The sequence below is a fragment of the Haloarcula japonica DSM 6131 genome, from assembly GCF_000336635.1.
GTDB classification, from domain to species: Archaea; Halobacteriota; Halobacteria; order Halobacteriales; family Haloarculaceae; genus Haloarcula; species Haloarcula japonica.
Window position 1 is genome coordinate 54,313 of record NZ_AOLY01000004.1, and the last position, 12,630, is coordinate 66,942.

At 61.5% G+C, this 12,630-nt stretch carries 10 protein-coding genes and 2 pseudogenes; 8 read left to right on the top strand and 4 right to left on the bottom strand.

Annotated features, from left to right (window positions below; translation table 11 throughout):
- Positions 1-51: 51 nt before the first annotated feature.
- Positions 52-684, top strand: a complete 633-nt coding sequence (gene serB, locus C444_RS01095) for a phosphoserine phosphatase SerB (RefSeq protein ID WP_004590322.1) — start codon at positions 52-54, stop codon at positions 682-684.
- Between the two features lie 272 nt (positions 685-956).
- On the opposite strand, the gene C444_RS01100 is transcribed toward serB, so the two are convergent.
- On the bottom strand, positions 957-2,255 hold the full coding sequence (locus C444_RS01100) for an O-acetylhomoserine aminocarboxypropyltransferase/cysteine synthase family protein (protein ID WP_004590323.1): 1,299 nt from the start codon (positions 2,253-2,255) through the stop codon (positions 957-959).
- Between the two features lie 515 nt (positions 2,256-2,770).
- Positions 2,771-4,339 (bottom strand): DNA-directed DNA polymerase II small subunit, encoded by a 1,569-nt coding sequence (locus tag C444_RS01105; RefSeq protein WP_004590324.1) that lies wholly within the window; start codon positions 4,337-4,339, stop codon positions 2,771-2,773.
- An 88-nt stretch (positions 4,340-4,427) separates the two neighbouring features.
- Between C444_RS01105 and C444_RS01110 the strand changes: the two are divergent.
- Positions 4,428-5,224 (top strand): annotated as a pseudogene (locus C444_RS01110) (S26 family signal peptidase).
- Between the two features lie 128 nt (positions 5,225-5,352).
- Positions 5,353-6,097 (top strand): annotated as a pseudogene (locus tag C444_RS22615) (S26 family signal peptidase).
- A 71-nt stretch (positions 6,098-6,168) separates the two neighbouring features.
- Here the strand turns inward: C444_RS22615 and C444_RS01120 are convergent.
- Positions 6,169-7,743, bottom strand: coding sequence for a Cdc6/Cdc18 family protein (locus C444_RS01120; protein WP_004590327.1), 1,575 nt, complete (start codon positions 7,741-7,743; stop codon positions 6,169-6,171).
- A gap of 933 nt (positions 7,744-8,676) precedes the next feature.
- Here C444_RS01120 and C444_RS01125 point away from each other — a divergent pair.
- From C444_RS01125 to C444_RS22865, 4 genes are all read left to right on the top strand, one after another.
- Positions 8,677-9,318 (top strand): Era-like GTP-binding protein, encoded by a 642-nt coding sequence (locus C444_RS01125; RefSeq protein ID WP_004590329.1) that lies wholly within the window; start codon positions 8,677-8,679, stop codon positions 9,316-9,318.
- A 4-nt stretch (positions 9,319-9,322) separates the two neighbouring features.
- The gene (locus C444_RS01130; protein ID WP_004517591.1) at positions 9,323-9,706 is read left to right on the top strand and encodes a DUF2073 domain-containing protein; all 384 of its coding nucleotides are present in this window, start codon (positions 9,323-9,325) and stop codon (positions 9,704-9,706) included.
- Entirely contained in the window at positions 9,706-10,392 is a 687-nt protein-coding gene (locus tag C444_RS01135) for an OapC/ArvC family zinc-ribbon domain-containing protein (protein WP_004590331.1), read from the top strand. Before C444_RS01130 ends, C444_RS01135 begins: the two co-directional genes overlap by 1 nt.
- Before the next feature lie 134 nt (positions 10,393-10,526).
- Positions 10,527-10,652, top strand: coding sequence for a hypothetical protein (locus C444_RS22865; RefSeq protein WP_004590333.1), 126 nt, complete (start codon positions 10,527-10,529; stop codon positions 10,650-10,652).
- 122 nt (positions 10,653-10,774) lie between these two features.
- On the opposite strand, the gene mdh is transcribed toward C444_RS22865, so the two are convergent.
- Positions 10,775-11,689 (bottom strand): malate dehydrogenase, encoded by a 915-nt coding sequence (gene mdh / locus C444_RS01140; RefSeq protein WP_004590335.1) that lies wholly within the window; start codon positions 11,687-11,689, stop codon positions 10,775-10,777.
- Positions 11,690-11,816: 127 nt separating this feature from the next.
- On the opposite strand from mdh, the gene C444_RS01145 reads away from it, so the two are divergent.
- Positions 11,817-12,629, top strand: a complete 813-nt coding sequence (locus C444_RS01145) for an Sjogren's syndrome/scleroderma autoantigen 1 family protein (RefSeq protein WP_004590336.1) — start codon at positions 11,817-11,819, stop codon at positions 12,627-12,629.
- The last annotated feature ends 1 nt before the right edge of the window (position 12,630 follow it).

The following is a 12,630-nucleotide window of genomic DNA, read 5'->3' on the forward strand; positions in this document are numbered from 1 at the left end:
GACCGGCGGAAACCGGATGTTTTGAAACCCTCCGTGCGAAACTGGCGGGCAATGCTAGTCGCCTTCGACTTCGACGGGACGCTCTCCGATTCGGAGATGACGGTCCTGCTCGGGAGCCAGAACGGGACGGCCGAGGATATGGCCGACATCACCGAGCGCGCGATGAACGACGAGATAGAGTACGCCGAGAGCCTCCGCCAGCGATGTGCGCTGCTGGAAGGCCTCTCGGATGAGCAGGCCCAGGCGGCCTTCGACGAGGTCGCCCTGCGTCCCGGCGCGGCGCGGGTCATCGAGGCGCTGCGGGATGCCGGCGTCTACGTCGCTATCCTCACCGGCGGGTTCGAGCGCGGCGTCGAGGCTGCACTCGAAACGGAGGGGGTCGAGGTTGACGCCATCGTCGCCAACCGGCTGCTGGTCGAGGACGGCACCCTCACCGGCGAGGTCCGTGGCCCGCTCATCTCCGGGACGAAAGACGACGCCATGGAGGTCGTCACCGCCGTCACCGGCGAAGACCGGGACACGACCGTCGCCGTCGGCGACGGGGCCAACGATCTGCCCATGCTCGAAGTCGCGAATCTCGCTATCGGCTTCGACCCGAAACCGGCCGTTGCCCCATCGTGTGACACGACGGTCGAGACGATGGATGAACTGTATGAGCTGCTAGAGGCCGAGGGAATCCTGTAGCGAACTCTCCGTTTCTGTCGCTCACTGTCCCGATCTGTACGCTGCACGGTAGACGGAGAACAAACGGGGAGAGGCACGCTCCCCACGGACGCGAGCAGTCGTTGTCGGACCAATGACAGAGTATGGTTGAGCGTGAACCGACGCGTGCTCGCAATCGGCGACGGTTCATTTAACACATAAACTCCTACCGTAATAACCTTGGCGAATGGGTGAATTATTGCACTCCGGCAGTCCGTTCGTCCACAGAATATCGGTAAAATACTACGTATCAGTTAATGAGTTGCCTGTCCGATTGCCTGATCGAGGTCAGCCTTGATGTCCTCGACGGACTCGGTACCGACGGAGAGTCGGACCATATCGTCGGTGACGCCGGCGGCGGCCTTTTCCTCGTCCGTGAGTTGCTGGTGGGTGGTCGAGGCCGGGTGGATGATGAGCGTCTTCGCGTCGCCGACGTTTGCCAGCAGGGAGGCGATTTCCGTCGACTCGACGGTCGTCCGTGCAGCGTCGTAGCCCGCTTCGAGGCCGAACGTTATCATGCCACCGTAGCCACCGTCGAGGTACTTGCTGGCGGTGTCGTGCGTTTCGTGGCCTTCGAGGCCGGGGTAGGTGACCCACGAGACCTCGGGATGGTCGGCGAGGAACTCGGCGACGCCCATCGCGTTGTCGCAGTGGCGGTCCATCCGCGCGGGCAGGGTCTCCAGCCCCTGCATCGTCTGCCAGGCATCGAAGGGGGACTGCTGACAGCCCAGGTCACGGAGACCGCGGGCGATGGCGGCGTAGGTGAAGGCCGCGTCCTCGAAGCGCTCGCGGAAGTTGACGCCGTGGTACGCTGGGTTGTCGCCGGCGATTTCGGGGTACTTGTCGGCGTGTTCCTCCCACGGGAAGGAGCCGCCGTCGACGAGAACGCCGCCGACGGTGGTGCCGTGCCCGTGAATCCACTTCGTCGTGGAGTTCCAGACGAGGTCGGCCCCGTGCTCAAGCGGGTTACAGAGGTACGGCGTCGCGAACGTGTTGTCGACGAAGAAGGGGACGCCGTGGTCGTGGGCGATCTCGGCAAGGCGCTCGAAGTCGGGCGTGACGAGCGACGGATTGCCGATGGTCTCACAGTGGACATAGGCCGTGTTCTCGTCGATGGCTTCGGCGTAGGCGTCGTAGTCGAGTGTATCGACGAACCGGGTCTCGACACCGTTTCGCGGCGCGGTGTGGGTGTAATAGGTGTAGGTCCCGCCGTACAGCGACGACGCTGTGACGACGTTGTCGCCGACATCTGCGAGCAGGAAGGTTGCGAGGTTCAGCGACGCCATCCCGGAGGCCGTGGCGACCGCGCCGACGCCACCCTCCAGTGCCGCCAGCCGCTCTTGGAGCATCCCGACCGTGGGGTTCATCAGCCGCGAGTAGATGTGGCCCGGCTTCTCCAGCGCGAACTGCTTTGCGGCGTCCTCGGCGTCCTCGAAGACGTATGAGGTGGTCTGGTACAGCGGCGGCGCGCGCGAGCGGGTCTCGGCGTCCGGCTCTTCCTGCCCGACGTGCAACGCATCAGTCTCGAATCCGCGGTCTGGGTCGTCGCTCATACTCTCTGCTTTTACCGGATGGGTCTTAATTGCGCCTCAATCGGTGAGGCCCGCCACTGCTACGAGATACCGGTGATTCTTCGCACCGTTTCCAAACGGATTCGGGACCGGACTGTTGGCGGAGTCGCCGCCACGCCGCGAACGAACGTGCAGACGAGTCTTCCGGCCGGGAGCGAGTGGCGCGACGACTGTCGCGCCCGGAGCGACCCGGGGAAGGGCAGGCCTGCGTCAGTCACAGAGAGACACGATTGGCAAGCATACCGCGCGCCGACGGCGCGCGGTTTCCCCGGACTCGCTGCACACGGCGAGTCCGGCCTTTTTCGCCACCGAAAGACTCGCAGGGCTCGTCTTTCGAGCCTTGCTTCGCTCCGCTCAGCAAGACCACGTTTTTCGAGTCGAGCGGGACCGAAGGTCCCGCTGACCATGCGAACGGGCGCTTTGCGCCCGTGAGCAGAGAGCCGTCCCACAGCGCGCTCGTAGAGCGCGCGAGGAACGGCGACGCTGAAAAAGGTGGTTTAGCTGAACTTCCGGACCGTCATATCCAGCGTATCCAGATCCAGAATCGGCGCGAAGCCGGCGTCGGGATCGATGTTGACGCTCTTCTGGAACGCGGTCTGGGCCTGCCAGCACCCGGAGTTCAGCGCAACGACGTTGTGGTACTCGCCCCAGCCGAGCTTGTGGACGTGGCCGGTGTGGAACACGTCGGGGACCTCCTCCATCACCAGATAGTCGCGGTCCTCAGGGGCCAGTCGGGTGTGGCCGCCGTACTGCGGAGCGACGTGGCGCTTCTTCAGGAGCTGGTACATCGCCTTGTGTGGTTCCTCGTAGCTGGCCTCCTCGTCGGGGAGTTCGGCGATAACTTCGTCGAGCGAGACGCCATGGTACATCAACACCGTGACGCCCTCGACAGTGACCAGCGAGGGGTTGGAGTGAACCTGCGCGTCGTGGGCGGTCATGATGTCCCGGAGTTCCTCGTCGAAGCCGGGCTGGGGCTCGGCCAGCCGAACGGCGTCGTGGTTGCCCGGGATCATCCGGATCTCCATGTCGCCCGGGACTTCCTTGAGGTACTCCGAGAACGCGCGGTACTGGTCGTAGATGTCGATGATGTCCAGTTCCTCGTCCTGCTCAGGGTAGATACCGACGCCTTCCACCATGTCGCCGGCAATGAGCAGGTATTCGACGTTCTCGGCTTCGGCGGTGTGGAGCCAGTCGGTGAATCGATGCCAGGCGTCCTCCATGAACTCCTGACTGCCCACGTGGACGTCTGAGATGAGCGCCGCCTGGACGTGCCGGTCGGCGGTCGAGGGGCTGTGCGTTCGGGGCACGTCCGGGAAGTATAGCGAGTCCACGAACAGGATGCCGGCGTCGTCGGCCAAGGTCCCCTCGACGGCGATAACTTCGTCCATGAGCAACTGCTGGACGAGATCGGCGATAGGACGGTCTTTCATCACCAGACAGGGGAAGGTCCCGTTCGTGTCTTCCAGTTCGACGAGCCAGTGCCCGCTGGCGGTTGAACGGATGTCCGAGACCATCCCGATCAGCGCCGCGTCGCTGCCGCCGCCCATGTTCTCGATGGCATCGGTCGGCCGGTGGTTCACTCTGCCGCGCAGTTTGCTCGCCAGTTTCTCGTAGCGGTCCCGGAACACCGCGACGAAGTCCGAGTACTCGCCGGTCCCGGTGGACTGGCCGGTCATGTCGTTCGCGACTTCGATGGCCCGCAGGGATGTGTCCACATCCCGTGACCCCCCCGTTTCAGGTGGAGCGGTCGTACCCGGTTCGGTCGATGTGGGTTCGCCTGTTCCAGTTGAAACGGAGGGGTGTGGCTGCGTCGGAGCGCCGGCCGTTTCGGTTTCTGGATTCGGTTCAGTATCCGGCCCGTATTCGGTACTTTCTGTTGCTTCAATCACAGATTCGACGTGGTCGGTTGTCAGCTTCAGCGCTTCGTCGGGGAGCGTTTCGAGTGCGCGTTCCAGCGTCGCCGATGGATCTCGGGTGTCGGCAATTCGAGTCACCGCCTCGCGCTCCGCGTTGTAGCCGCGGCTCGCGAGTTCGCTGACGATTCGTGCCGGCGTCTCCAGAGGCACGTTCCACACTCAGTGTCTGCGGCCAAAAGGATAGCGAACCGACGGCCGTCACAAGATTGATACGCCACTGTCGGCAATCCGAGATAGGATGGGCCGGGACGAATCGTCACGTAGCACGCCGCCAGACGAAACAGGGGAGTCTATGGACGCCGGCCCGACGTTTCGTGTCGGCCTGTACGCCCGTGATATCGGTACGAGCGTCGGAGCAGTCATGCTCGTCGGCGTGTTCCTGTTTGCTGTCAGTGGGGTGTGGCCGCCACTGGTCGCCATCGAAAGCGGGAGCATGGAGCCACACATCGACACCGGCGATATGGTGTTCGTCATGGATGCAGAGCGGTTCTCTGGACAGGAGGCCCGTCACGGCATTGTAACGGCAGCGGCCGGAGCAGAAACCGGATATCAGACCTTTCAGCAGCCCGGAGACGTCATCGTCTTCGAACCCAACGGTAACGAGCAGCGAACGCCGATCATCCACCGGTCGATGCTGTGGGTCGATGCCGGCGAGAACTGGTACGACCGCGCAAACCAGACGTACGTCGGGAGCGCGGACAGTTGCGACNCCGGTCGATGCTGTGGGTCGATGCCGGCGAGAACTGGTACGACCGCGCAAACCAGACGTACGTCGGGAGCGCGGACAGTTGCGACGAACTTCAGAACTGTCCAGCCCCTCACGCTGGGTTTATCACGAAAGGTGACAACAAGGTGACCAACACTAGATACGATCAGGTCACTGGGGCAAGCACCGTTGTCCGCCCTGAGTGGGTCATTGGAACCGGGACCTTCCGAATCCCCCGTCTCGGATACGTTCGGGTCCAGCCGTCCCAGCTATGGCACACGTCAGTGTCGATACCGATCGGAGGAGCTTCAGCACCGGCGGCAGCCTGAGCAGATCGGAAGATAGCGTTCGGTCCAACAACAGAAAGTTGATTGGCCGCCTCCGAGTATTCGTGGTACGAATGGCCGGGTCAGACCGTCGGTCGTCGGATGGAGACGAAACCGAGGGACCGGGTGGGTTGATGTACGTGGCCGATATCGTCAGTAGCGCCGGCTCAGTCCTCCTAGTCGGGATGTTGCTGTTCGCCGTTAGTGGTGTGTGGCCCCCACTCGTCGCCATCGAAAGCCCGAGCATGGACCCCCATATCAAGGAAGGCGACCTCGTGTTCGTGATGGAAGAGGAGCGGTTCTCCGGCCCGGGTGATCACGAGGGTGTCGTTACCGCCGCAAGCAACGAGAGCTATCGGACGTTCCAGCAACCGGGCGACGTTATCGTGTACAAGCCTGACGGCAACAGCCGACAAACGCCGATCATCCACCGGTCGATGCTGTGGGTCGATGCCGGCGAGAACTGGTACGACCGCGCAAACCAGACGTACGTCGGGAGCGCGGACAGTTGCGACNTCGATGCTGTGGGTCGATGCCGGCGAGAACTGGTACGACCGCGCAAACCAGACGTACGTCGGGAGCGCGGACAGTTGCGACGAACTTCAAAACTGTCCGGCACCGCATGCTGGGTTTATCACGAAAGGCGACAACAAAGTAACCAATAATAGATACGATCAGGTTGGCTCTCCCCCCATCAGCGACCCAGTCAAACCCGGGTGGGTCGTCGGTACGGCAGAGATACGGGTCCCGTTGCTGGGGCAGGTTCGACTCCAGTGGAACAGGGTCGGCGCGACTGATGTGGTAACGGACGAGGTAGGGCCGACAGTACCAAACAAAACCGGACCCACAGCGGTGAACGGAACCACGGCCGGGTAGCCCGTATCACTCAAAGGGGACTGTTTCACCTGGAACAGCGGGGACTGTCGAGCGCCGATACAGTTCGCGGGTCAGTTGTCGAACCGGGCCTGAACGAACGGCTGGACGTCGTCGATGTCACCGAGTCGCGAATCAGACAGAAGCACTGCCTCCGTCTCTTCGGTTGGAACCGACAGGGAGATCTCTTTCGTCCGGCCGTAGCGGCCCTTCGAGACGACGACAGCGTTGACGATGCCGAGCATATCCAGTTCCGAGATGAGGTCAGTGACGCGACGCTGTGTCAGAATATCGGCGTCGATCTCTTCACAGAGGTTCTTGTAGATGTTGAACACCTCGCCGGTGTTGATGTTGTGGACGCCGTTTTTTTCTAAAAGGATGATGGCGAAGAGGACGATCTTCGACTGCGTGGGGAGCGTGCGGACGACCTCAACGACGCGGTCGAGTTCGATCTTCTCCTGAGCCTGTCGGACGTGGTCTTCGAGGACGTTGTCCGTCTGGTCACGCTCGGCAAGTTCGCCGGCCGTCCGGAGAAGGTCGAGCGCTCGGCGTGCGTCTCCGTGTTCCTGTGCGGCGAAGGCCGCACACAGCGGGATGACATCCTCAGTGAGCGCGTCGCCTTTGAACGCCACGTCGGAGCGTGCCTGAAGGATGTCCCGGAGCTGATTCGCGTCGTAGGGGGGGAAGACGATCTCCTCCTCGCCGAGGCTGGATTTGACCCGAGGGTCGAGGAAATCGGTGAACTTCAGATCGTTCGAGATGCCCATAATTGAGACGCGGGAGTTCTCCAGTTCGGAGTTCATCCGGGAGAGGTTGTACAGGGTATCATCGCCGCTTTTCTCGACGAGTTTGTCGATCTCGTCGAGCATAATGACGACCACGCGTTCGTGGTAGTCGACGGCGTCGAAAAAGGAACTGTAAACCCGATCTGTCGGCCACCCCGTCATCGGCACTTCCTCGAACTCCGACTTATCCACTTCCAGCGACTCGATTTCAGTTTCGACAGCATCGAGCGAGTCGAACGCCGTCTCTTCGAGTGCAGCCGTGTTCTCGCGTGCGCGTGACTGGATGTCTTCAAGTTCGGCGATGCGGTCGTCGATAAGCTGGGCGTTCTTGTCGATGAACTTGTTTGCGAGCTGTGCGAGTACGCGGTACTGGGTGTCGGTCACCTCGCAGTTGATGTACTCGACCTCACAGGGGACCTCGTACTTCTGTGAGGTCGTTTCGAGTTCCTCGCTGACGAACTTCGCGGATGCGGTTTTCCCCGTTCCTGTCTTGCCATAGATGAGGATGTTCGACGGCGTATCACCGCGTAAGGCGGTGACGAGAATCGTCGCCATGTTGTTGATCTGCTCCTCGCGATGGGGGAGTTTGTGCGGGGTGTACGAGGGGCGGAGGACCTCCTTGTTCTCGAAAATGGGTTCCCCTTCGAGAAGGTCGTCGAACAGGCCACGGGACGCCTCATCTGAGGGATCGTCGGACCCGGCATCGAGGTTATCGAGGATAACATCGTCGAGATCGGACGGCCCGGTCGATGTCCCGGAGTCCGTTTCGACGTCGAGTTGCCTGTCGGACCCGTCGCCGTCGTTCGACGTCTCTGTCGTCGACGGGTCAGATGTCGGGGCCGAGTTGTCGCTTTCGTCAGTCATAGTCGAGAGGGTCCCCTTCGTTTCGTGTGGAGAGAGTTGGAGACACCGGAACAGAGAGAGCGAGGAGTGCGTCAGTACCGTTGTTAGTGAGCATCAGCGCTCTCCGGTGCGTCCAGTTGAACCACATGAACCGTACCGTGAGTCGATATTAAATATTTCGGTACACCACCTATGAAACATATATGTTGATATATTTATGAGTTCTGCCGCATGGGTACTGTTGTCGTAAAGAGGAGTATAGTTTCAGTCTCACTGGAGCTGGATAGACATTGTACGGCAGACAGTGAGAAGAGGACAAAAAGGAACCATGGAGTGATTCCGGGGCTGTACGCTGTGTGAACATGATACCACAGAGAACCTGGACTTGTAGGACAAAGCGACCAGAACGGGCCAACCCCCCCACCCCTTCGTTTCCGGTGGAACGGGAAATAGGCCCGGGGGGAGGGGGTGAGGGGACCGAGAATGTCCTCTAGTAAGGAGAAAGGTTTAATACGCTATCTCATAAACCGAACCCGTACTAGATAAAACAAATATCTAGTAAGAGCTAGTGTACGGTTTTCTAGTGTTTAGACTGTTGTAGCTAGTGGTATCGCGAGTCGCGCCGATCTGAACAGCTGGTCCACTCCCGATTTGATCGGTAATCTTCCACCCCCTCCCCAGGGGTACGTATCGTTCCACTCGAAACGAAGGGGTGGGGGGCTTGGATGGGGCACCCAGATCTACATCGCTTGGCTTCGGATGATCAGACTCCACTCGAACAACTCCCCGTCAACCGTACTTGACCCGTAGCAACGCCCACGCACTGGTCCATACTATGCTATGCTCTACCATGTCAGAAAAAGGACTAATGTCTGACGTAGGCTTAAGTGAATTCGCCTATCTTTTACGGGCAGAGCCGCCATACCGGACGACTCCGGGCGGCGGGAGGATAGGATGGGATTGTTAACAAACCTCAAAGATAGCATTTCACGCGCGGCATCGACGCTGTTCTCCGAAGAGGATCCGAAGCGAATCGGTATCTATGGCCCGCCGAACGCCGGCAAGACGACGCTGGCAAATCGCATCGCACGGGACTGGACCGGCGACGCCGTCGGTCCGGAGAGTCACGTTCCCCACGAGACCCGTCGTGCGCGCCGAAAGGAGAACGTCGAGATCGAACGCGACGGGAAGAAAGTGACAATCGACATCGTCGACACCCCGGGCGTGACGACGAAGGTCGACTACACCGAGTTCCTCGAACACGACATGGAGAAAGACGACGCCGTCCGTCGATCCCGCGAAGCGACAGAGGGCGTCGCCGAAGCGATGCACTGGCTCCGCGAGGACGTCGACGGCGTCATCTACGTGCTGGACTCCGCGACCGATCCGTTCACACAGGTCAACACCATGCTCATCGGCATCATCGAGAGTCAGGACCTTCCTGTGTTGATCCTCGCGAACAAGATCGATCTGGAGGAGTCCTCCGTCCAGCGCATCCGAAACGCCTACCCCCAGCACGAGACGATTCCGCTGTCGGCGCTCGAGGGCGACAACATGGACGAAGTCTACGACAAAATCGCGGAGTACTTCGGGTGATATAATGGCAGAAGTCAAAGACCCAGACGACGGCGTCCAGATCGACCTCATCAGTGGCGAACGCATGGCCGGACTGGCCTCGATGGAGAAGATCCGGATGATTCTCGATGGGGTTCGTGACGGCAATATCGTCATCCTCGAAGAAGGGCTTTCCCCGGACGAGGAGTCCCGCCTGATCGAAGTCACGATGACGGAGATCAGCCCCGACGAGTTCAACGGCATCGAGATCGAGACCTACCCCAAGTCCGAGGCTGCTGACGCCAGCATCCTCGACCGGCTGATGGGCAAACAGTCCACACAGAAGCTGACAGTTATCGGGCCGGCGAACCAGATAGAGACGCTCCACAAGGACGAAACGCTCATCAGCGCCCTCGTCTCCCGGAAATAATGCCCCACCAGTGTACGGACTGTGGCCGTGGCTTCGACGACGGGTCGAAGGAGATGCTCTCGGGCTGTCCCAACTGCGGCGGGAACAAGTTCCAGTATCAGCCCGAGGGGGCCGACATCTCCGAGACGCCGGACGCGGAGCCACCGGAACCACCGGGACCTGACAGCACTGTCGCCCGTACCGTCGGCAAGACCGCCGCTTCGGTGCGTGACTTCGTCAGTGGCTCCGCTGCGGACGGCGACCGTCCCGCCGAACAGTCCCACCTTGACGCCGACCAGTCGGCTGACGCACAGCCGAGTGACCCATCCCACACGTCCGGCTCGCCGTCGACCGAACCCGACCGCACGTCGGCGACTGAGGATTCGGCCCAGGCCAGTGCCCGCGGCGATGTCGTCGAGCCGGACGAACTCCCATCCGACGTGCCGTCCGCGTCCGAATCTGAACACCAGTTCCGCCCTGTCGGTGCAGACCCCGACCCACCAGCGGAACCAGACCGGGAGGACCGTCCCGATCTGGAGGAACTGCGTGCTGAACTCAACGACCAGTTCGAGTCGATCAAGGTACTGGAACCCGGTCAGTACGAACTGAATCTGATGGAACTGTACGACCGCGAAGAGTACATCATCGCGCTGCAGGAAGACGGCCACTACTCGATTCAGGTCCCGGAAACCATCCGCTCTGAGTGAATCAGTGCGAACTCCTCGCCGCTGTTATTGATTCGCCAGTCCGGAATTACACCGTAGAACCGCTGCATACACCATTGCGTATCAACGTGGGCACAACCATTATATAATATGCCGTGGATGCTTCCGGTAACGCCATGAGCCACCGAGAACTCTCGACATCGGAGTCACACCTCGAAGAGTGGGCGTCACTCCTCGGTGCTGATATCGACGACGACGGGCGCGACACCGATTTGCTTGACGACCAGGACGAACCCGCGTAACGTCGTGGTTCGTCGGGGAGTGCGACTCGCAGTTACAGTTACGTCTCTCACGCCGATAGTGGAGCGAAAAGACAGCTCGGGACGGATGCCGTCCCGAAACTTCGCAGTACCGATCGACCGGGTTACGAGATCTTGTCGTACTGGTCGGAGAGCTTCTCGGCGGCGTCGGCCATCAGGTCCTGTTCGTAGTCGTCGAGGTCCCACTCGACGATTTCTTCGACGCCGTTGCTCCCGAGACGGACTGGGACACCGAAGGCAGTATCCTCGTGCCCGAACTCGCCCTCTAGCTTGACCGAGGCCGGCAGCACTTCGCCGGTGTCGTGGAGGATGGCTTCGACCATGTGTGCGACGCCGCGGGCCGGCCCCCACTCGGTCGCGCCCTTGCGCTCGATGACGTCCATCGCAGACTCCTGTAGGTCGCCCAGCAACTGCTCCTTCTCGCCGTCGCTGAACTCGGGGTCGGTGCCGTCGACGCGGACCTTCGAGAACACGGGGACCTGTGCATCGCCGTGCTCACCGAGAATCGTCCCTTCGACGTTCTGAACCGGCGCGTCGAACTCCTCGCTCAGCACGTAGCGGAACCGTGCGGAGTCCAGCCGGCCGCCGAAGCCGATGACCTGCTCGCGCGAGCGGTCGCCGGCCTCGTAGAGGTGGCGGTTGAGCAGGTCGACGGGGTTGGAGGTGGTCAGCGAGATATAGTCGTCGTTGTGTTCGTCCAGCGAGGACTGGATGTCCTCCATGATCGGCGCGTTGTCGCCGGCGAGATCGATACGGGTCTGGCCGGGCTGGCGAGGGATACCGGCCGTGATGACCACGACGTCCGAGCCGGCGGTGTCCTCGTAGCCGCCCTGACGGACCCGCGTGTTCGAATCGTAGGCGATACCGTGGTTCGTGTCAGCGGCCTGCCCGACCGTGTCGTCTTCCTTGTCCGGAATATCCACGAAAACGACTTCGTCAGCGATGTCACGGAGCGCGATGTTGTACCCTGCGGCTGCGCCGACCGTTCCGGCTGCGCCGACTACGCTTACCTTTGTCATACCATTCGGAAAGGGTCGGGCGCGAACGTTAAACGTGTCGAAACCCCGATTCCGCCGCATATCGTTCAGGTAGTATCGACATCTCGCACCCGTAAACTGTTTTCAGCCCCGTGGCGTTGTGACTCGTATGAGCGACTTCGATAAGGAAGCCGAACGCGAGAAACTCCGCGAGAAGTTCGAGCAAGAGGAGGACAACCGGGCGGCGACCGAGCAGATGAGCGAACTCCTGTTGAAGGGCGCGACGATGACGAACGCCCACTGCAGCGAGTGTGGCGACCCCATCTTCCGCTACGACGGCCAAGAGTTCTGCCCGACCTGCCAGAAGCCGGTCGCTCGCGACACGCAGGCTAACGGGGCGGACCCATCGGATGCTGACGAACAACAGGGACAGGTCGACGACGGTGACCAGATCGAGGTTGCCGACCCCAGCGACGAGGCCCACGTCCAGTTCGGCGATGCTGACGAGGACACACCCGAGAGTGCGGCGGATGCGACGGACGAGCCCGCCCAGCAGGAGACTACACACACTCAGGCCGACGCCGCTTCACAGTCTCCCTCCGAGCCAGCATCGTCGACATCCGACTCCGCCGTTCCACCCGAAGCGGGGGGTTCCCAGCCGACCCAGCAGTCCGACCACTCGGAGTCAGCGCCACAGACCGCTCGAACAGCTGTTTCGTCGGAGCCTAGCAGCCAGGCTGCGAACGACCAGCCGCGTGGGACAGTGACACAAAACCCCTCCGTTTCCGCTCGACAGCCCGCGCCATCCGAAGGTGGGAGTGGTGACGTTGCAGCAAACATGGATGCGGCGTCTGCGCTACTGGCCGAGACAGTTCACCGCTTCGCCGAGCGCGCTGCGGCGACCGAGAACCCACGCGAGGCTCGCGAACATCTCCAGGCAGCCCGAGAAGCGGCGGAAGCGTTGGATGCAGCGCGGTTCTGAA